At 51.3% G+C, this 21,161-nt stretch carries 18 protein-coding genes; all 18 read right to left on the bottom strand.

Annotated elements, in window-relative coordinates; genetic code table 11:
- Positions 1 to 366: 366 nt before the first annotated feature.
- Entirely contained in the window at positions 367 to 1,905 is a 1,539-nt protein-coding gene (gpmI, locus tag BLR65_RS25485; protein ID WP_093797133.1) for a 2,3-bisphosphoglycerate-independent phosphoglycerate mutase, read from the bottom strand.
- 16 nt (positions 1,906 to 1,921) lie between these two features.
- Positions 1,922 to 2,674, bottom strand: coding sequence for a triose-phosphate isomerase (gene tpiA, locus BLR65_RS25490; protein ID WP_093797135.1), 753 nt, complete (start codon positions 2,672 to 2,674; stop codon positions 1,922 to 1,924).
- Positions 2,675 to 2,693: 19 nt separating this feature from the next.
- Positions 2,694 to 3,881 carry a phosphoglycerate kinase gene (locus BLR65_RS25495; protein WP_093797137.1) on the bottom strand — a complete coding sequence of 396 codons (1,188 nt, stop codon included), beginning with the start codon at positions 3,879 to 3,881 and terminating at the stop codon, positions 2,694 to 2,696.
- 78 nt (positions 3,882 to 3,959) lie between these two features.
- The gene (gene gap / locus BLR65_RS25500) at positions 3,960 to 4,967 is read right to left on the bottom strand and encodes a type I glyceraldehyde-3-phosphate dehydrogenase (RefSeq protein WP_093797139.1); all 1,008 of its coding nucleotides are present in this window, start codon (positions 4,965 to 4,967) and stop codon (positions 3,960 to 3,962) included.
- 13 nt (positions 4,968 to 4,980) lie between these two features.
- The gene (locus BLR65_RS25505; RefSeq protein ID WP_093797141.1) at positions 4,981 to 6,015 is read right to left on the bottom strand and encodes a sugar-binding transcriptional regulator; all 1,035 of its coding nucleotides are present in this window, start codon (positions 6,013 to 6,015) and stop codon (positions 4,981 to 4,983) included.
- A 279-nt stretch (positions 6,016 to 6,294) separates the two neighbouring features.
- Positions 6,295 to 7,791, bottom strand: a complete 1,497-nt coding sequence (glpK, locus tag BLR65_RS25510) for a glycerol kinase GlpK (protein WP_093797143.1) — start codon at positions 7,789 to 7,791, stop codon at positions 6,295 to 6,297.
- A 231-nt stretch (positions 7,792 to 8,022) separates the two neighbouring features.
- The gene (locus BLR65_RS25515) at positions 8,023 to 8,589 is read right to left on the bottom strand and encodes a glycerol-3-phosphate responsive antiterminator (RefSeq protein WP_245693047.1); all 567 of its coding nucleotides are present in this window, start codon (positions 8,587 to 8,589) and stop codon (positions 8,023 to 8,025) included.
- 145 nt (positions 8,590 to 8,734) lie between these two features.
- Positions 8,735 to 10,144, bottom strand: coding sequence for an RNA polymerase factor sigma-54 (gene rpoN, locus BLR65_RS25520; RefSeq protein ID WP_245693048.1), 1,410 nt, complete (start codon positions 10,142 to 10,144; stop codon positions 8,735 to 8,737).
- A 73-nt stretch (positions 10,145 to 10,217) separates the two neighbouring features.
- A complete protein-coding gene (gene hypE / locus BLR65_RS25525; protein ID WP_245693049.1) occupies positions 10,218 to 11,255 on the bottom strand; it encodes a hydrogenase expression/formation protein HypE in 1,038 nt (345 codons plus the stop codon).
- A complete protein-coding gene (gene hypD, locus BLR65_RS25530) occupies positions 11,227 to 12,324 on the bottom strand; it encodes a hydrogenase formation protein HypD (protein ID WP_093797145.1) in 1,098 nt (365 codons plus the stop codon). Before hypD ends, hypE begins: the two co-directional genes overlap by 29 nt.
- Positions 12,308 to 12,535, bottom strand: coding sequence for a HypC/HybG/HupF family hydrogenase formation chaperone (locus tag BLR65_RS25535; RefSeq protein WP_093797147.1), 228 nt, complete (start codon positions 12,533 to 12,535; stop codon positions 12,308 to 12,310). Before BLR65_RS25535 ends, hypD begins: the two co-directional genes overlap by 17 nt.
- Before the next feature lie 3 nt (positions 12,536 to 12,538).
- On the bottom strand, positions 12,539 to 14,806 hold the full coding sequence (gene hypF / locus BLR65_RS25540) for a carbamoyltransferase HypF (RefSeq protein WP_093797149.1): 2,268 nt from the start codon (positions 14,804 to 14,806) through the stop codon (positions 12,539 to 12,541).
- 35 nt (positions 14,807 to 14,841) lie between these two features.
- The gene (gene scfB / locus BLR65_RS25545) at positions 14,842 to 16,197 is read right to left on the bottom strand and encodes a thioether cross-link-forming SCIFF peptide maturase (RefSeq protein ID WP_093797151.1); all 1,356 of its coding nucleotides are present in this window, start codon (positions 16,195 to 16,197) and stop codon (positions 14,842 to 14,844) included.
- 255 nt (positions 16,198 to 16,452) lie between these two features.
- Entirely contained in the window at positions 16,453 to 16,596 is a 144-nt protein-coding gene (gene scfA, locus BLR65_RS25550) for a six-cysteine ranthipeptide SCIFF (RefSeq protein ID WP_093797153.1), read from the bottom strand.
- A 228-nt stretch (positions 16,597 to 16,824) separates the two neighbouring features.
- Positions 16,825 to 17,913 (bottom strand): copper amine oxidase, encoded by a 1,089-nt coding sequence (locus BLR65_RS25555; RefSeq protein WP_093797155.1) that lies wholly within the window; start codon positions 17,911 to 17,913, stop codon positions 16,825 to 16,827.
- A gap of 336 nt (positions 17,914 to 18,249) precedes the next feature.
- A complete protein-coding gene (locus BLR65_RS25560) occupies positions 18,250 to 19,386 on the bottom strand; it encodes a hypothetical protein (protein ID WP_093797157.1) in 1,137 nt (378 codons plus the stop codon).
- 62 nt (positions 19,387 to 19,448) lie between these two features.
- The gene (locus BLR65_RS25565) at positions 19,449 to 20,189 is read right to left on the bottom strand and encodes a polysaccharide deacetylase family protein (protein WP_093797179.1); all 741 of its coding nucleotides are present in this window, start codon (positions 20,187 to 20,189) and stop codon (positions 19,449 to 19,451) included.
- A gap of 27 nt (positions 20,190 to 20,216) precedes the next feature.
- Positions 20,217 to 21,161 carry a DNA-binding protein WhiA gene (whiA, locus tag BLR65_RS25570; protein ID WP_093797159.1) on the bottom strand — a complete coding sequence of 315 codons (945 nt, stop codon included), beginning with the start codon at positions 21,159 to 21,161 and terminating at the stop codon, positions 20,217 to 20,219.

The raw sequence follows: 21,161 nt of genomic DNA on the forward strand, positions 1-21,161 counted from the left end.
TTGGCAAACTAGCAGTTCGTGGTAAGCATAAGGTCAGCGCTGTAGTTGGTCTCAAAATAATCGGGCATAATTTCCAGCAATTCATTACCTATCTAGCCAGAAAAACCAAGGAAACAATCAAGCAGGTAGCTACGTCATTTCCTACAACACCACCTCAAGGGGTTAGTCTGTCCTTTTAACAGACGAGTAATAATTAGATCATTAATTTTAGGGGTAAGTAGCTTGGAGATGCAGCGACATATATACGTAATAGGAAAAGATGTGGCTGTAGCCGATTTAAAATTTACAGCAACAGTGATAACAAGGTCATAAATTAACTTTTCGCAGTACAATCATCCAATAAGCTCGGACTTCAGCCAGTCAAACTCAAGCTTTCAACAGGCTTTTTCCCGTCATCTCGGCAGGCTGGGCAATGCCGGCCAATTCCAGAATGGTTGGCGCAACATCGGCCAGGATTCCTGCCCGCAGTTTACGTCCTTTGTGGGCCTCCGACACTAAAATCAGCGGCACCGCATTGGTCGTGTGAGCGGTAAAGGGTTCGCCTGTCACCGGATCACGCATCAGTTCGGCATTGCCGTGATCAGCGGTAATCAGGGTAATACCGCCGCAATCGCGCATGGCACTGACCAGGCGGCCGACGCACTGATCAACAGTCGCCACCGCCTGCAAGGCAGCGTCAAATATACCGGTGTGGCCAACCATGTCGCCGTTGGCATAATTAAGAATGATGAAGTCATATCTGCCTGAGTGAATGGCCTCGACAACCTTGTCGGTCACTGCCAGCGCACTCATTTCCGGCTGCAGATCATACGTGGCTACTTTAGGTGAAGGAATCAGCAGCCGGTCTTCGCCGGCAAAGGGCTGTTCTTCGCCGCCATTTAGAAAATAGGTAACATGGGCATATTTTTCGGTTTCGGCAATACGCAGTTGGGTAAAGCCCGCCTTGCTCACTACCTCGCCCAGCGTATTGGCCGGATGGGTTGGCGGAAAAGCAACCGGCACATTGAACGACTCATCATATTGGGTCATCGTCGCAAAGTGCAAAGGAAAATATCCGGCTGAACGTTCGAAGCCGTCAAAGTCGGCATCAGTCAGCGCCCGGGTAAGCTGACGGCCCCGGTCGGGACGGAAATTAAAGAAAATGACGCCATCATTGGGCTTTAACCCAGCATACTCAGCGGTCGTTATAATAGCAGGCTCGACAAACTCGTCGGTTTTTCCCTGCCGGTAGGAAGCTTCAACCGCAGCGACTGCGCTAGCGGCTTGCTGGCCCTGACAGTTAACAAGGGCCTGATATTCCTTGCCTGTGCGCTCCCAGCGTTTATCCCTGTCCATGGCATAATACCGTCCGGCCAGGGTAGCGATCCTGCCGACACCGATTTTTGCCATAGCCGTTTCAAGATCTTTAATATAGGCAATCGCGCTGCTTGGCGGCACATCCCGCCCGTCCAGGAAGGCGTGGACATAGACTTGCTTGATTCCCCGCCGTTTGGCTAATTCCAGTAACGCGTACACATGGGTGATATGGCTGTGAACACCGCCATCAGACAATAGGCCCATCAGATGCAGCGCCCCGTTTGATTTTTTGGTTTGTTCACAGATCTCGGACAGTACCGTATTGGTGAAAAAATCGCCGTCCTTGATGGCTTTGCTGATGCGGGTAAGTTCCTGATAGATAATACGGCCGGCGCCAATATTTAAATGGCCGACTTCCGAATTTCCCATTTGCCCGTCAGGCAAACCAACCGCTTCACCTGAGCAGGCAAGCTTGGTCACCGGATACAATTCCGACAGTAATTTCATATGCGGCGTATCAGCTCTGGCGATAGAGTTGAACTCGTCATCTTCACGGCCAATTCCCCAGCCGTCAAGAATAACAAGGGCGATAGGCGTTGATAGTTTCACTTTTTTCTCCTCGTGATTATTTAAACTTAACCAGCTTGCTGAAAGAATCGGCTTCCAGGCTTGCCCCGCCGACCAGCGCGCCGTCAATATCCGGTTTCGCCATAAGTTCGGCCACGTTGTCCGGCTTAACGCTGCCGCCATATTGGATACGGACGCTCTCAGCGCTGGCTGAACCAAACAATTCGCCAACCGTACGGCGGATAAAGGCGCATACCGCATTAGCGTCCTCCGCCGATGCGGTGCGGCCGGTACCGATGGCCCATACCGGCTCGTAAGCGATAACCAATCCGGCCACCTGTTCGGCGTTAAGGCCTTCCAGAGCGCCTTTTACCTGGGCCCCGACAACCTGTTCTGTTGCCTTGGCTTCGCGTTCAGCAAGCGTTTCGCCAACACACATAATGGGTTTCAGCCCGGCTGTAAACGCGGCTTTGAGCTTCTTGTTGACGGTTTGATCTGTCTCCGCAAAATACTGACGGCGCTCGGAATGACCGATAATTACATGGGTGCAGCCGATGTCTTTCAGCATTCCCGGGGCAATTTCCCCGGTGAAAGCCCCTTTGTCTTCCCAATGCATATTTTGAGCACCTAAGCCGATATTGGTTCCGGCTACAGCAGCGGCTACGGCCGTTAAAGCCGTAAAGGGAGGACAAACAACAATCTCCACAGCGGTTACTGTGCGCGTGAGAGCGTTCAATTCCTGCACTAGTTTGGCGCCTTCCCCGGCGGTCTTATGCATTTTCCAGTTACCGGCAATGATGGGTTTGCGCATATTCTCCACTCCCTTATACTTATTTGTCTGCCAGGGCGGCAACACCCGGCAGTTCTTTTCCTTCCAGGAATTCCAGCGAGGCCCCGCCGCCTGTCGAGATATGACTGATCTTAGCAGCAAGCTTGAGTTTTTCCAGGGCAGCCACCGAATCGCCGCCACCGACAATACTCTTGGCGCCCGACGCTGCTACGGCCCTGGCCACCGCTTCTGTACCGACGGCAAAAGCATCAAATTCAAATACGCCCATCGGGCCGTTCCATACGACTGTCTTGGCGCCCTGTAAGGCGGCGGCAAATTTTTCCGCCGTTGCCGATCCCAGGTCAAGCGCCATCCACTCAGCCGGTATTTGGTCGACCGCTACCGTTTTATGCGCCGCATCGGCGGCAAATTTATCGGCTACCACCACATCTGCGGGCAGCAGCAGTTTGACACCTTTCTTTTGAGCCGTTGCCAGCAGTTCTTTGGCTAAAGCAAACTTATCCGCCTCTACCAGTGATTTACCGGTCTGATAGCCTTGGGCAGCCAGGAAGGTATTGGCCATCCCGCCGCCAATAATAAGCGTATCCACCTTATTTAGCAGATTCTCGATGACGCCAATTTTATCGGAAACTTTGGCGCCGCCGATTATGGCGACAAACGGACGAACCGGATCGGAAACGGCCTGGCCTAAAAACAGCAGTTCTTTATCCATCAAAAATCCGGATACGGCCGGTATATACTTAGTGATCCCATGTACCGAGGCATGAGCCCGGTGGGACACGCCAAATGCATCGTTTACCATGATATCGGCCAAGCTTGCCAGTTGCTTGGCAAACTCAGGATCATTTTTTTCTTCTTCAGGATTAAAACGCAGATTTTCCAGCATCAGCAGTTGGCCGGGCTGCAACGCGGCCGCCATTTTTCTGGCCTCCGGCCCTACACTGTCGGCAGCAAATAATACTTCCCGGCCATAAAGTAATTGGGAAAGTTTTTGGGCAACAGGCTTAAGGGAAAATTCAGGCACAATTTTGCCTTTGGGGCGTCCCAGATGACTGGCAATAATTACTGCGGCATTTTTGGACAATAAAAATTCCAGGGTGGGAAGTGTTGCCCGGATGCGGGTATCATCTGTGATATTGCCGGCTTTATCCATCGGTACGTTATAATCAACCCGGACAAATACTTTTTTCCCGGCTACCCAGATATCGTTTAAACTTTGCTTATTCATAACCATTCCCTCCATTTTCAGCAGGTGTGGTATAAGAGAAGCAACCTGAAAGCAGGATTGCTTCTCCTATTCATAATCTTACAGACCCTTACTGATAATAAAGTCAATAAGGTCAACAACCCGGTTGGAATAGCCCCATTCATTGTCATACCAGGAAACAACCTTAACCAAATCGTCACCCACCATCATTGTCGACAAACCATCGACGATGGAAGAGTGGGCATTGCCGTTGTAGTCTTTGGAAACAAGCGGTTCTTCGGAAAAGGCCATAATTCCTTTGAGTTCACCGTTAGCTGCCTCTTTAAGGGCGGCATTGACGGTGTCCACAGTAGCCGGTTTTTCCAGTTGGGCGACAAGGTCGGTAATCGATACATTCGGCGTAGGCACCCGCAGGGCAAAGCCATTCAGTTTGCCTTTTAACTCCGGCAAAACAAGCGCTACTGCTTTGGCCGCGCCGGTTGTCGTCGGAATAATCGACACACCGGCAGCGCGGGCCCGACGGAGATCTTTATGAGGTAGATCAAGAATATTTTGGTCATTTGTATAGGCATGAACGGTCGTCATTAAACCGGATTTAATCCCGAATTTTTCCTGAAGCACTTTGGCAAAAGGAGCCAGGCAGTTAGTGGTACAGGATGCATTGGAGATAATTTGATGTTTGGCCGGATCGTATTTAGCCTGGTTAACACCCATAACAATGGTAATATCTTCATTTTTTCCCGGTGCGGAGATAATTACTTTTTTGGCGCCTGCCGCCACATGGGCCATCGCCTTATCCTTTTCCGTGAAACGACCGGTCGATTCAACGACAATATCGACCCCCATCGCCTTCCAGGGCAGTTGTGCCGGATCTTTTTCGGCAAGTACCTTAACAAGTCGGCCATTTACTTCAATACCGCCGTCAACCGCTTTCACTTCGGCAGGCATAGTGCCATGCACAGAATCATATTTTAAAAGATGCGCCAGGGTTTTGGCATCAGTCAGATCATTAACAGCCACAATTTCGAACTGCGGGTTGTTTACTGCTGCACGAAAAACATTTCTGCCTATACGACCAAAACCATTAATACCAACTTTGATTGTCATTAGAAAACGCCTCCTAAAAATTATTAGTGTTTATTAATAACTGAATAGCCTTTGCCGCCGCTTCATCAGTAATAAGCACATCCTGCCCGCCTGTACCGGCAACCGCCAAAATTGCCTTGGCCTTGGCCTTGCCCCCGGCGACTGCAATTACTGTACCTATTCCGGCCAAGTCATCCAGTCGTAAACCAATACTGCTCGTAACATACACAACTTTTCCCGGCAAAGCGCAATATTGCCCCAGTGCTTCGCCAACAGCCCCAGCCTGCTCAATCTCGGCAATAGTAGAGGCTGCCACACCACGCCGCCCTGCCATTTCAGCCGCCTCGCCAATCCCGTGAACCAGGATGTCGGCCTCTTTAATCATGTCGGCCACCGCTTTTAGATTGGCATCTCCGGCCAATATGGCTTCCAGCGTCTCTTCATTTACCCCGTCAGGAATATGCAGTAGACGATAACGGCCGCCCAGCTTATTGGCCATAACGGCGGCAATGGTGTTGGCCTGATATTCCACGATCTCGCCCAGACCGCCACGTGCCGGTACTACCGTGGTTGTGGGCAGTGTAAAATGAATCGCTGCCGCTACCTTGGCCATGGTTGAGCCACCGCTTACGGCGACAATCATATTATCTCCCAAGTATTCACCAAGTACACCTGCGGCAGCCCGGCCAAGTTCGCGGCGCACCGCAATGTCGGCTTCACTGTCGCCGGGAATGATAACCACTTTTTTAAGATTGAGCCGCTCTGCCAGTTCATCCTCAAGGCCGACCAAGTCATGGAGCAGCCGGACATATTCGGCTAAATCAGGCAATAATGCCTGCCCTTCCGCCGTCACACTAATGCCTAACTGTGAAAACTCGACAAGTCCGGCGTTTTTTAGCCAGTCTACCTGAGCCCTGACTCCGCGTTCACCTACATCCAGCATAGCGGCCAAGGCCCGGCGGCCTATCGGCTGAGCATGCTGAATATGGCGCAGGAGATTGTAGCGTGCTTCAATGGTTTGTATAAGTTCCGGCGCAAGTTTGCGCTGTAGCTGAATAAATCTTTCCATACTAACCGATCTCCCCGGGCTAATTTATGTCCCGCATAACCATATTATGTCCCACCGGAAGATAAAAAAACCAGATAGTTTTCCTATCGCCTTTTTTTGTATTCGGCAGTCACCTAGAAATTCCTGCTTTTTGAGGGAAATTTTTATGCCCGGAGAAGATTTATCAGGCGCAAAATGCACAGAGAAGTCCCTATGCCGGCTAACCGGCATAACAGGGACTTCTCTTCATCTCTAAGTCCGGCTTTATACTATTATAAGAAGATTAGCGGCTGTTGGTGCTTAGTCTTCCCAATCCATAGAGCGTTTAACTGCTTTTTGCCAGCCTTTATAGAATTTGCCGCTCTCTTCAGCCGGCATTTTAGGGCTGAAACGGGTATCCAGTTTCCAGTTCTGAACCAGATCCTCTTTATTGGTCCATACGCCAACAGCCAAGCCGGCCAAATAAGCCGCCCCCAGAGCCGTAGTCTCCGTCACTTGCGGACGGTCAACAGGCACACCCAGAATGTCGGCCTGGAACTGCATGAGAATATTATTAATAACAGCGCCGCCGTCAACCTTGAGGGCCTGCAGTTTTATATCGGAATCGGCCTCCATCGCGCTCAGCACGTCTTTGGTCTGATAAGCCATCGAATCAAGGGTAGCCCGGACAATATGGGCTTTCGTCGTACCCCGGGTCAGACCCAGAATGGCACCGCGGGCCGTCATATTCCAGTAGGGCGCACCCAACCCCACAAAGGCCGGAACAACATACACACCCTCAGAGTCGTTAACCTTTTTGGCAATATACTCCGAATCAGGCGCAGCATCAATCAGTTTCAGGCCGTCGCGCAGCCATTGAATAGCCGAACCGGCTACAAAAATACTGCCTTCCAGCGCGTACTCTACCTTGCCGCCAAGTCCCCAGGCAATAGTGGTCAATAGGCCGTTTTTCGATTCGTAGACTTTGTCGCCGGTATTCATCAGCATAAAGCAGCCGGTGCCATACGTATTTTTTGCCATACCGGGCTTAAAGCAGGTTTGACCGAACAACGCTGCTTGCTGGTCGCCGGCCGCGCCGGCAATTGGCACCGAGGCACCTAAGAATACTGTGGAATCGGTGTTGCCGTATACCTCGCTGGAAGGGCGAACCTGCGGCAGCATGGAAGCGGGTACAGTCAAGGCAGCCAGCAGTTCTTCATCCCATTTTAGTTCGCGAATATTGTATAGTAACGTCCGGGAAGCATTGGAGTAGTCGGTTACATGGACTTTGCCGCCCGACAGTTTCCAGATAAGCCAGGTATCAATGGTGCCAAACAGGAGATCGCCCTTTTCCGCCTTAGCGCGGGCGCCTTCAACATTATCCAGAATCCATTTTACTTTCGTACCTGAGAAATACGCATCTACAACCAGGCCGGTTTTCTTGCGGAACGTATCTTCCAGCCCTTTGGCTTTAAGATCATTACAAATATCCATCGTTTGCCGGGATTGCCAGACAATCGCGTTATATACCGGTTTTCCTGTCGTTTTATCCCACACAACAGTAGTTTCCCGCTGATTAGTGATGCCAATGGCTGCTATGTCAGCCGCACTAATGCCGGCTTTGGCAATTGCCTCGGCGGCAACCCCAATCTGTGAGCTCCAGATTTCATCGGCGTTATGCTCTACCCAGCCTGGTTTAGGGAAAATCTGGGTAAATTCTTTTTGCGCTACGGCTATGATGTTTGACTCCGAGTCAAAGATAATGGCCCGCGAACTAGTGGTTCCCTGATCAAGCGCAAGTACATACTTTTTGGTCATAACAGCAACTCCCTCTTTTTTTATTTTTTGATAGTAGCACCTCAGATATAAAAATAAAGCCCAAGCAACACCTAGCAGACAAGTTTTGTTCTAGGTGAAGACCCGGACTTTTCTTTATCTCTGTCCCTGTATTCTTCTAGTGTAATATATTCTCATATTATTTGATAATTCCTGCTATTTTTTCAATACTTAAAAAAGTTAATATTTTCACTCATTTCAAGAGTTTTCTTTTTACCAAAGCTCGCGTTTACTGGCACTCACCGCCATCAACCCATTGCGTACAGCTACGGCAATATCTTCCTGCGTATGCATCAGGCCGCCGCCCAAAATGGGAAGACCGGTCATATTGGCCAGTTCGGTTATCACACTGGCAGGAATAGAAGCCGGCAAGAGCTCCAGGGCGTCCGGTTTATACCCCTTAAGCAAATTGGCCCCTGTTTTAATGGCTTCCGAATCCATTAAAAACAAGCGATGAATTACCAGCATTCCCGCATCACGGGCCAGTTTCCCCAACTGCGGTTTGGTCGTAATAACGGCCGCCACTCCCATTCGGGCCAGAAACACAATCCCCGCCTTGTCCTTACCTACACCGCCCAGCAAATCCAGATGAACCAGCACGCGTTTTTTGTGTTCACGGGCTTGGGCCAGCAGTTCCGGCAAAATATTAATATCGCCAAATAACAGGATTACGCTTGGGCAGGCTGAATGCTCCAGCGCATATTTAAAATCCTCGTAATTGCGAGGGGCCGGTATGACATTGCCATTGCATAACAATTTAACAATACCGTGCTGTGTCACTAGACACTCACCGCCTCTGTCATAAATTCTTATTATGTATTCGCCGTCCCCGGCAATAAACCTCTTCACTAATTATGAAAGTTTTGTTATTTTATGTAAAAAAATGAAGGTCTCCCCCAATGGAGACCCTCGCAATTTTACTTCTTTAATGCCGTTTGCGTTTACTGGAAGCCGCTATGCCAAGCTCTTCCCGGTATTTGGCGACAGTCCGCCGGGAAACCATAATTCCCTTGCTATGCAAAATATCGCTCAAGGCTTGGTCGCTTAACGGCTGAGTGTGATCTTCGGCTGCAATCAACTCTTTTATCTCCTGTTTTACCCGGCTGGCAGACACATCTTCCCCGCCGGCACTTTGAATTCCTGAACTAAAAAATGTATTCATCGCAAATACCCCATGGGGAGTAGCCATATATTTATTGGCTGTTGCCCGGCTTACGGTAGATTCGTGAACACCAACCTGTTCAGCCACCTTTTTCATGGTAAGCGGGCGCAAAAACCTGGGCCCCTGCTCGAAAAAACCTGATTGCAAACGAATAATAGACTCAGTTACATTATATAGGGTGCGCCGTCGCTGTTCGATACTTTTTATCAGCCATACGGCCGCATGGATACGACTTTCCACATACTTGCGGGCGTCATTATCTTCTTCCCGGACAATTTGCCGGTAATAAGAATTGATTGAGAGTTGCGGCACATAGTTATCATTGATCTGAATGACGTACTCGTTGTTGAGCCGCTCCACAATTATATCAGGAACAATATATCCCGGCTGACTGCCGCCAAAGGCTCGTCCAGGCTTGGGATCAAGTGTGCGGATGATATCAACCGCCTGCTGAACTTCATGCATCGTACAGTGCAGCGCATCGGCAATTTGCCGGTAACGGCCGGAAGCAATCTGGGCGAGATGATCTTCAATAACAGCAGCCGCCAGTTTATAAACCGGGGTATCCTTTTCCGGCTTCATAGCTAGCTGAATGAGCAAACATTCCTGCAGGCTGCCGGCTCCCACTCCGGGGGGATCAAAAGTCTGAATCATCTTTAGTACAGAGGCTACATCGGCTTCCGCTACTTTTAGCCTCGCTGCCACCTCGGCTACCGTCCCGCATAAATAGCCGTTATCGTCAATACTGCCGATCAGGTATTTGCCGATCCTCAGATGCCTGGCTGTAAATACGGAAAAATGTAATTGCATTTCCAGATAATCTTGCAAGGAAACGGTAGCCGCATCGGCAATTTCCCGCCGCTCCGTACGCTCCGGATTTTCCTGCTGCATACCACTGGCCGTACGCGTTCCGTTCAACAAGTACTCCATCCAGCCATCGGCTTCCATTGGACTGTCGTCGTCGCGCGGCGAAGGTTCCGGTTCAGGCGCCATAACCGGCTCGTCACCGCCCTCACTGACAGTCTCAAGTACGGGATTCTCCAACAGTTCCTTTTCCACCAGTTCCGCCAGTTCCGTTGCCGGAAGTTGAAGAATGGCGATAGCCTGACGTAGCTGGGGAGTCATAATTAACTTTTGTGTTGTTTCCAATTTTAATCCGTAATCAAGTTGCACAGCGTTAACCTCCCCCAGGGTCAGACCTGTGTCTGTCCCACTATAATAATTATGATAAACTTTTAAAAAAATGTTAACAGATTCGCGGCAACTGCTCGCCGGTTAACATATCCAGCAGACGCAAGCCGCCAATCGTTGTTCTGAGCGCTACCTGGCCGGCCGGCTTGGCGGTCACCGTACCAATAATCCGCGCTGCGTTGCTCACCGGGTACTGTCGCATAATTGTCAGAACCTTTTTACTATACTCTCTTTCGACAAAAACAACCACTTTTCCTTCATTGGCAAGATATAAAGGATCAAATCCCAATAATTCACAAACAGCCTGTACTTCCGGCCTCACCGGTATGGCGCTTTCATCCAGTAAAATACCAACCCCGGCATCTGCCGCAATTTCATTAAGGGTTGTTGCCAGCCCGCCCCGGGTGGGGTCCCGCAGCATGCTAACGGCCGGCACTGCGGCCAATAATGTCTGGATTAGCTTATTCAAGGGAGCACAGTCGCTGATAATTTGCTGCGGCAAGGTTAAGCCATGCCGCTCACCCATGACAGCAATGGCGTGGTCGCCGAGATAACCGCTGACAATGACTACCTGGTCCGGCTTAACCCGTTTGGCCGTAATATCAGCCTGCGGCAGCAGCGCCCCAATGCCGGCGGTATTGATATAGATGCCGTCAACCGCCCCTTTTTCCACTACCTTGGTATCGCCGGTAACAATGGCGACACCGGCAGTCTGCGCCATGGTACTCATGGAAGCTACAATCCGCCGGAGCTCGTCAACAGGCAAACCTTCTTCCAGAATAAAGCCGGCACTCAAATATAAAGGCGCGGCCCCGCACATGGCCAAATCGTTGACTGTGCCGCAGACGGCCAGCTTGCCAATATCACCGCCCGGGAAAAAACGCGGCTTGACCACGTAGCTGTCTGTGGCAAACGCCAGCTTGGTCCCCCCAATACCGAGGCGTGCGCCATCGTGCAGTTCTGCCAGAGCCGGATTGGCGAAGGCGGCTACCATAATATTCTCGATCAGATCATGGCTTAAACGCCCGCCGCTGCCGTGCCCCAGCAAAATGCGTTCTTCCTGGTCATGCATAATTCCACCGTCCTTGACCATATTTATACCAGGCGGCGCAAGCCCCCTCTACCGACACCATACAGGCCCCCACCGGGTGCTCCGGCGTGCAGTTGCCGCCAAAATGCGGACAGGCTTCCGGACGAATCCGCCCGCATAACACTTCGCCGCAGCGGCACCCGGCCGGCTCCTGCGTTACCACGGCCGGCAGCGGCAGCTGCGTCCCGGCATCAAACCTATCGAACTCGGGCCTTATGGCAAGGCCCGAGTCTTCTATTGCGCCCAGCCCCCGCCATACGGTCGTTACCGGCTGGTACACCTGCCGGAGAATGCTGACAGCGGCAACATTCCCCGCCGGTTTGACCACCCGCCGGTATTGATTGCCAATTTCGGCGTGGCCGCAGGCTATCTGGGTCAGCAGCATATAAATTCCCTGGAGAATATCCAGGGCCTCAAAGCCGGTCACAACCGCCGGCTTATGATACTCTGCCGCAACAAACCGGTAAGGTTCAAGACCGCTGATAGCCGCCGTATGGCCTGGCAGCAAAAAACCGTCTACCCGGATATCCGGTGCCGACAGAAGTGCCCTGAGGGCCGGCGGTACCAGTTTGTGGGCCGGCAACAGAAAAAAATTAGTCAATTTCAACCGTTCTGCCTGCAAGAGGGTGGCGGCGGCCGTAGGCGCCGTGGTCTCAAACCCCACAGCCAGAAAAACTACGTCCTTATCCGGCCGTTCCCTGGCTATGGTCAGGCTGTCCAACGGCGAATACACAATCCGGATATCGGCCCCCTGCGCTTTTTGGGCCAGCAGCGTCGAATGGGATCCCGGCACTTTCAGCATATCGCCGAACGTGGCCAGGATGGTATCAGGCCGCTGGCTAAAAGCAATGGCCGTATCGAGATATTCGTTAGGCGTAACGCACACCGGACAACCGGGGCCGCTGACCAATTCAACATTTGCCGGCAGCAGCTGCCGGATGCCGTTACGGAAAATGGACACTGTATGGGTGCCGCACACCTCCATAATCCTTACCGGGCGCTCTGCCAGCCTGGCAATCTCCCGGGTAAAACCATGCGCCGCCCACGCCGTTTCCTCAGCTGTCAGTTTCATAGCACTCCAGCTCCTTAAACAATTCCAGCGTCTTCAACGCCTCTGCTTCATCTATGGTCTGAATGGCAAAACCGGCGTGAACAAGCACATAGTCCCCCACTGCAGCATCCGGCAGCAGCATCAGACTAACCTGGCGGGTTACGCCGCTGATGTCAACCGTCCCCATAAACTCACTGCGTTCAATAATTTTGGCCGGAACAGCCAAACACATTGCTCATCGGCTCCTTTCCCCGGCAATTACCGCCTGCCCCAAGGCCAGACCACCGTCGTTAGGCGGGGTCTGCCGGTGAAGATACGGGACAAGTTTATGTTGCGCGAGCATTCTGATAACTTGCGTAAGTAAGGTCATATTCTGAAAAACGCCGCCACTGAGAACGATTTCCTTAATCCCTGTGGCTTTGCTGATCTTACGTGTCAGTTCACAGGCTGCGGCGGCCAGGGTGGTATGAAAGTCGGCAGCTAACTGCGGTACAGCTGCCCCTTGCTCCATTGCCTGACACAATCCGGCAAATACCGGTTTGAAATCCAAAATCCAGGTTCCGGCCACTGCTGTAAGATCATAGGCCAGTATCCGGCCTACCCTTCCCTGTGCCGCCATTTCCAGTTCAATCGCCGCCTGCCCTTCATAGTGAATACTCTGACGAATTCCCAACAACGCAGCGGCAGCATCAAACAACCGACCCGCTCCCGACGCTCGCGGCGTATTAATTTTCTTTTCGGCCGCTGTGACAACTAACTGCCAGTTGGCAGGCAGTTGAGCGGTCAAGGGCAGGGCGTGGTCGAGAAAACTTTCTCCATATAATTCTTTCAGCAGACAGACTGCAATCCGCCAGGGCTGACGCACAGCCTGCGCTCCGCCCGGCAGCGGCAGATAGGCTAAGTGTCCGGCCCGCCGGTATTCCCGTAAATCGGCAACCAGAAACTCGCCGCCCCAGAGGGCGCCGTCCGGGCCATAGCCTGTACCGTCAAAAGCAAGGCCGATAACCGGGCCTGTCAGTTGATGTTCGGCCATTACCGCCGCAATATGGGCATGATGGTGCTGGACGGACACTATGGGCAGCCCTGTTTCTTGCGCAAACTTGGTTGACAGATATTCAGGATGCTGATCACAGGCGACCACCTGGGGCTCAATAGCCAGCAATTTCTGCAAATGCGCAATAGCTGCCACATAAGACTGATAAGTGGGCATATTCTCCAAATCGCCGATATGCGCACTGAGGAAAGCCTGTCTGCCCCGCGTCAGGCAAAAGGTGTTTTTTAGTTCTCCGCCGACGGCGAGAACAGACGGCAGTTCACGGGCCAAACTGACCGGTGCGGGCACATAGCCCCGGCTGCGTCGCAGGTAATACGGCTTATTGAAAACCACCCTGACCACCGAATCATCAGCCCGGCAATAAATCTCCCGGTTGTGAACTAGAAAATAATCGGCAATCGCACCCAGCCGCGCCAGCGCATCCTCATCCTGATAGGCAATAGGCTCATCGCTTACATTGCCGCTGGTCATCACCCACATATTCGCCGGCGCCAGTAACAGGATATGGGCGGGGGCATACGGCAGCATAACACCAAGGCAGGGATTGCCCGGCGCAATACTGTCCGCCAGATTATAGCCTTCATTTTTGGTTAAAAGGACAATCGGTCGGGCCGGGCTGGTCAGCAATTGTTCCTCAACAGCCGATACGGCGCATTGGGACTTGCATATTGCCAGACTGCCGGCCATTACGGCAAAGGGCTTGTCTTCCCGTACTTTCCTCGCCCGGAGCCGCGCTACGGCCGACTGATCCCGGGCGTTGACAGCAAGATGATAGCCGCCGATGCCTTTGATCGCCAGGATCCGGCCGGCGGCAATCTGCTCGCGTGCCAAATCAAAGACATCTTGTCCCGCCTCTACCGGGGTTCCCGCCTTATCCAACAACCGGTAAACCGGGCCGCAATCCGGACAGGCATTAGGCTGCGCATGAAACCGGCGGTCAGCGGGATTGTCATATTCGGCCTGGCAAGCCGGACACATGGCAAAATTACGCATTGTCGTCAACGGCCGGTCATAGGGGATATCCTTAATAATGGTAAAGCGGGGGCCGCAATCCGTGCAATTGATAAACGGATAACGGTAACGACGGTCAGCGGGATTCAGGAGTTCCTCCCGGCAGCGCGGACAAGTAGCCACATCAGGTGAAATCAGGACGGTTTTGACAGAGCCGGCCACGCTGGCCCTGATTTGAAAATCCGTGTAGCCTTGCAGCCGGCATTCTTTCACAGTAAGCGAATCGATAGCCGCCAAGGGCGGCGCCTGCCTGGTGATATCCTTGACAAAACCGGTAAGCGCCGCCGGATTGCCTTCCGCTGCTATCGTAACACCGGTGGCATTATTCGATACCCAGCCTGTAATGCCATACTGCCTGGCCAGGTTATAAACAAAGGGGCGGAAACCCACCCCCTGGACAATGCCTGTGATCTGAATCCGCACTCCCCTGTCGCTCATAAGCACTCCTAACTTATAATAAAACTTTGCTCAAACTAATCTTGATCGACCATAGCCAGCTTGGCCTGAATCATAATCGCACACTCCAGCCGCTTTTTCTGCAGTGCACACCCCAATTCGTAAGGCTGACGCAAATCATGGTGAAATAAATCGGCATTGGCATGGCAGCCGCCGCTGCAGTAAAATCTCGCCCAGCATTCACGGCAAGCCGGTTTATTCAGCACATGTGCCTGACGGAATTTCACCGGTAATTCACAGTTCTGAATTCCTTCATAGACATTGCCCAGTTTATATTCATCCCGGCCGACAAACTGGTGACAGGGATATAAATCTCCCTCAGGCGTTACGGCAAAATACTCATGACCGGCGCCACAGCCGCTCAGGCGTTTGGCCACACAGGGGCCGTTGCTTAAGTCCAGATTAAAATGGAAAAAGTCAAAACCGTTGCCGGCCAGCTTGCGTTTCAGATATTCTGCCGCCAGCAGCTCATATTGACGGAATAGTTCCGGCAAATGAGCTTCGGTCAACGCATAATCGGCATCTTTAGCTACAACCGGTTCCACCGACAATTGACTGAAGCCCTGATCGGCCATAGACAGTACGTCGGCGGCAAAATCCAGATTATAGGCTGTGAAGGTGCCGCGCAGGTAGTAATTCTGATCGCCACGCGAGGCGACTACCTGTTTACAGTGCTTGAGCACCCTGTCATAACTGCCGCTGCCGTCAACGCGCGGCCGCATCCGGTCATGCACCTCCGGGCGACCGTCCAGACTGAGCACTAAGCTGATATGATTGTCATTTAAAAATTGGATAATCTCAGCGGTCAGCAATAGGGCATTGGTCGTCAGGGTCAGTTTAAAGATTTTACCGGTTTCCGCTTCTCGCTTTCTTACATAACCGACAACATGGCGAACCGTATCCATATTTAAAAGCGGTTCACCGCCAAAGAAGTCCATTTCACAATGGCGGCGCTGTCCGCTATTTTCAATAATAAAATCAACCGCCCTTTCGCCGACCTCCTTAGGCATAAGACCGCGGCTATGACCAAAATCACCGGTCCCGGCAAAGCAGTAGCCGCAGCGCAAATTGCAATCATGCGCCACATGCAGGCACAATGATTTTACCAGCGGCTTATCGCTAAAAGTCAGCGGTACTGTCAGTTCCGGCGTATACAATTGTCCAGTCTCAATAAGTTCCCTAAGTTCCCCGAGCGCTTCTCTTAGAGCCGGCTCTTCATATTTATGGGCCAGAGCGGCAATAACCTCCGCCTCGTTAGCCCCGTTAAAAACATCTACTATATCGTACACCATATCATCAACAATATGTACGGCACCGCTATTAATATCAAGAACAATCGCTAAATCGCCAATTTTAAATTTATGTACTTGCATTTTCTATCCTTTCTTTTATCGAGGCAGTTCAGAAATGTTCATATGCACGTTCTGTTTACCTCATTGTCGTAACGCACAATATTGATCGCAGATTATTCTACGCAAACTGTACGAGCCGCCCGGAAAAACGTGCAGCGCCGCGTACATGGGTGCGTACGCAAGCAAACGTTTTGAGGAGCAACGAAGCAGATGGGCATTTATGAGCTGCCTCCAAAAAATTAGGCCCCTTGGCGTGGCAAGGGGCCGGCACACAACCTAATCCTTTTGGCAAACCTGGTTGCCCACCGTGCAGGAAGTCTTGCAGGCCGACTGGCAGGATGCCTGGCATTCCCCACAGCCGCCGGTATGTACAGTTTGCGTCAGCGATGCTTTATTGATTGTTACAACATGCTTTTTCATATTTTATTTCCTCCTTGCCTTGCGTCAAAATAATTAGTTCTTCCTTTACTATTTTAGCTGTTTTACCGGCAGGAATCAATAGGCAAAGAAGAATCCCCGCCGCCGCCCAAGCGACTACAGACCTATATACAACGTACTAAAGATTTTTGCAGGCGGGTGGTGTGGGGGGCAACGGCAACGTAAAAAGCAGGGATGCTCTGCCTCAACGCCATCCCTGCCGCACATATTTTATTTTTTTTCAACCGGAGCCAAAATGATTTTTACGGGCAGATTGGACGCACCCGGCGGGGAAAAGGTCAGCCAGAGCGACTGTCCGCCTGCATAGTTGCCAAGATGGGCCACATCATTGATAGTCTTGCTGCCGAAAAACAGCTTGTCTGCCGGCGTACCAATAACACTTTCTTCCTGGTGGCGGTATTTGATTTTCATGCCGCCCGCATATTCCCCTCCCCGGGGATTTAAGTAAACAGCATAGTTTTGTTCAAAGGCTGTAGGGAGAAACACTTTATACATAACACCATAATTGCCGTAGTTAAGTGTTTGCGAGCCATCGGTCGCATCAATCCCACTGACAAAGGTGTCCCGTTTATGGTCCGCCAGAGTAATGGCCATTACACCATCATTTACCGAATTATAAACCTGACTGGGAACAATATAACGATCCATGCCGGCGAATGTTCCCCTAAGCCGTTGGCTGTCGGTCGGCAGTACAGTGGCATTTACCACAAATTCAGCCGGGTCTTCCTTGACCGGCAACATCATCACTACTACCTTAACTGGCTCTTTGGTCTCGATATCATAGATACCGTTAACAAGCTCGTCCGGTGCAACAACCGTTTCATTGAGCACCGGTTCCAGCAGCGCTGTTCCCTTGGCCGGCACCGCAATAAGGCCGACGTTCGCCTGACTTAGATAGTTCATTTGGGCAGCTTTGCCGATAGCCAGATAGTCCAGTCCCGGACCACCCAGTCCATATTGTTTGACGACAACATCGGTCGGCGTAGCGGCATCATTAACCAAGAGAACAACAATCTTTTTGGGTTCCTTGGTAGCATTTACATGATGAAAAAACAGCCGGGCATCGCCGGTTACCGTATCCTGATACGTAATCCCATCGGCAGGCACCATCTCGGGACTGTCGGATAACAAGAGCTTGCCGCCCTGTTCGTTCATCGTAACAGGCAACTCATTCAGTCTGCTGAGATTGCTGTTTTCCGGAAAACCGGACTTAGCCAAAGTTTGCTGGGGCGCGGCAACTACGCTGACGGCAACTGTGACCGCCAGTGCCACACCTACCTGTCGCATTAGTTTTAACAATACAATACCTCCTAACAGCGGTTGACCCCTCACCGGCAAAAGAACCTGGGCTTATGCCAAGCCTTGTGTGATACCGGCAGAAGCCTTAGTGGAGCGTCTACGCTGAAATCATAATTACTTCGCGGGCCTTTTTCCGCAATGCTTCGTTGTCGTCGGTTTACATATTCCCGATATGCGCACCTCCTCCGCCTCGCCTTGCGGAAAAATTCCCGCGAATTCTTTTACGCTTTCAACGTAGACGCTCCACTAGTCATTCTAATCTGAGAATATTACTTCTACTATCAGGATTATAACAGACTACGGCCTGTCCTTCAACCGCTAGGAAGACTTTACCGGTCAGAAATAGACGGTGGACGGGCTTTCCCAGGGGTGGGCCCCGGCTAAAATATTATCGACAAGTCCTTTGGCGCCTTGCTTGACCACATTATAAACAGGAGCCTGCATGTTTTTCTGCACTAACAATTGCAGGCGCACAAAATCCACAAATGCCGGCTCATAAGTTTTGGATTCAAAACGATATTCGGGATAAAAAGGATTTAAAGTGACCGCCAATAAGGGAATGCGTTTTACCATCCCCACATAGCCGCCGGCTTCCATTATTTTATCAAGAAAAGCATAAGCCGTAACCGGGTTGCCTGTCACCAACAGCTTAACCGGATCGGCAAAAGTAATAAACAGCGGCCACTTATACCGGGTAAAAGCGTCGCGCAAGGCCGCAAGCGCGGCTTCACTGACAATTCCGGGGATATATAAGTAGCTGTCAGCCGGAACCGATTGGGCGGACAAATCGTCAATCACTATCCGGGCGTCAATTTCACTAAGCAGCGAAGTACCTGGCCAGCTGCTCACTTCTCTTAATTCTTGATTAAGCAAAGTAATGCCTTGCGGCAGGCTAAGCGACAATTGTCGTGCCTTGGGTACAGTCGGCAAACCGGCAATCCGCCAGATACACTCGGTTTCTTCTGCCAAGCGGGGAATATCCGGTGACCGGGAGGCACCGGTAGCCAGTACAAAACCGTCCGTTTCCACCATGGGGGCAATGCGATTAAGCGCCCCGTCAAATATCTGGACACCAGGCCCGGTTTCATGAAACAACTGGGCCAGCATACGTACTTCCGCACTTTTGTTAGGTCCGGCAGTAACGGCCAAACCGGCTTTCGTTATTCTCACCAGCGATATTTTGCCAAGCGGGGTGGTAATCCTGGTTGGCAGCAGCACTTTATAGCCTGCGGTGCTGACTGTCAGGCATTTTTCCGCTGTGGCCACCAAATCGCCCGGTTCTACCCGTAATTTGGGTTTAGGCAAACCGGTAATATTGTCAATATTTTCGCCGTCATAACCGATGCTGGTCAAAAAAAAAGGAATGCTGCGTTCCCTAAGTTCCTCGATAATCGCCGCTGTTGTTGTTGTTTTGCCGGTGTTTTTGGCTGTCCCGGCAATACCCAGCCTAATTTCCAGGGAAATTGTTCTCACCTGCCGCTTGACGCTTTTTTCCTATAGATAGTTTGCCTCGACAAGCGATTAACTATTAAAAATTACTGTAAGCTTGACAATTTCCCATAAATTTGCGCCCGCAGCAGCCGCAGACGAAATTCCCATAAACCAAATTTAGGCCGGGGGACATTGACGCGTTTGAGCTGATACACATCCCCCCCGGTAGTGCCTAGGCCCGGCAGGCCGGTACAGGCGGCGGTGTAACCAGCTTGTTTAAGGGCAGTCAGTGTTGCGGCATTGTATCGACCATACGGATAGGCCAGAAACTGAACCGGCTTCCCCAGGTTGGCTTCCAGCAGTTCCTTAGAGCGAACAAGCTCGCTCAGTTGCTCTTCCGGACTCAGTTCGTCCAAGGCGACATGACTATAGGTATGGGAGCCTATTTCCATGTTTCTCGCCTGCATATCCTTGAGCTGCTCCCAGGTCATATAATCCGGCTGCCCTACTTGTCCGGCAATGACAAATACAGTTCCCTTTAAACCGTATTTTTCCAGGATAGGCAAGGCGGCTGAATAATTGTCCTCATAACCGTCATCAAAAGCAATAATAACCGGTTTGGCCGGAAGCTCACCGGGCCCGGCGGCAAATAATTCGGCCAAAGAAATAGCCGTATAGCCATGCTCGGCTAAATATTGCATTTGCTCCTCAAATTCAGCCGCATCAACACTATAGATTTCCGGCAAACTGCCTACCTGATGATAGGCCAGAATAGGCACGCCCCCGCCGGGAGCAAGCAGCCACAGCATAAATAGCAGCAGAAGTCCTGCCACAATTTGCATCATTCGTATCATTTTACATTCATCTCTATTTCATTCAGGTTGTTGAAATCCTAAGGATTTGGCTATTTCTCCCAGCTTGCGCAGACGGTGATTTATGCCGGATTTACCAATTCTTCCTTCCAATACCTCTACTAATTCGGATAAAGTAGCCTCCGGATAAGCTAACCGCGCCTCAGCCACTTCGCGCAAAGGCGGTGATAATTTATCGAGTCCCAGCTTCTGAGCAATAACCCGAATGCTCTCAACCTGCCGCACGGCAGCATTTACGGTTTTTTGCAGATTGGCAGTCTCACAGTTGACCAAGCGGTTAACCTGATTGCGCATATCTTTAACTACCCGCACATTTTCAAAAGTCAGCAATGCATTATGGGCGCCAATAATTTGCAAAAAGGCGGTAATGGCATTCCCATCCTTTAAATAAACAATATAATCGTCCTTACGGTCAGTCATACGGCCTGACAGACCAAGGGATTTCATAACCCGCACCAACGACTTGGCTAAATCTTCATTGCCTGTTACCAGTTCAAGATGATAAGAGCCTTCCGGTCGGTTCACCGAGCCCGCTCCCAAAAAAGCCCCTCGCAGATAGGCCCGGCGGCAACAGGTTTTGCGCAGGAGTGCTTTATCGGACTGCACATTAAGACCGCCGTCACGCATAATACCCAAATCCGCCAGCAGCTCATTCACTCCCCGCGACGGCACTACCCGCACATGGTAGGTATTATTCTTTTTTAACCGCCGCCCTCTGGTGACTACTACTTCAGTTTTCACAGGAGAAAAACCTTTAATCAGGCCGAGAACCTTGCGGGCGACAGCCGCATTTTCACTGCTAAAGTTAATTCCCAGATTGGCATTGCCGCCGATCGACATCGCACCGCCCATCCGGATAAGCGCTGCCAGTTCGGCAGCATCACAACAGCTGTGCTCGCCGGCTTTACGGGCTAGTTCATTTTTTACTTCCGTTGAAAACGACAA

Origin of the sequence: Sporomusa acidovorans (genome assembly GCF_900101845.1) — a bacterium.
GTDB classification, from domain to species: Bacteria; Bacillota; Negativicutes; order Sporomusales; family Sporomusaceae; genus Sporomusa; species Sporomusa acidovorans.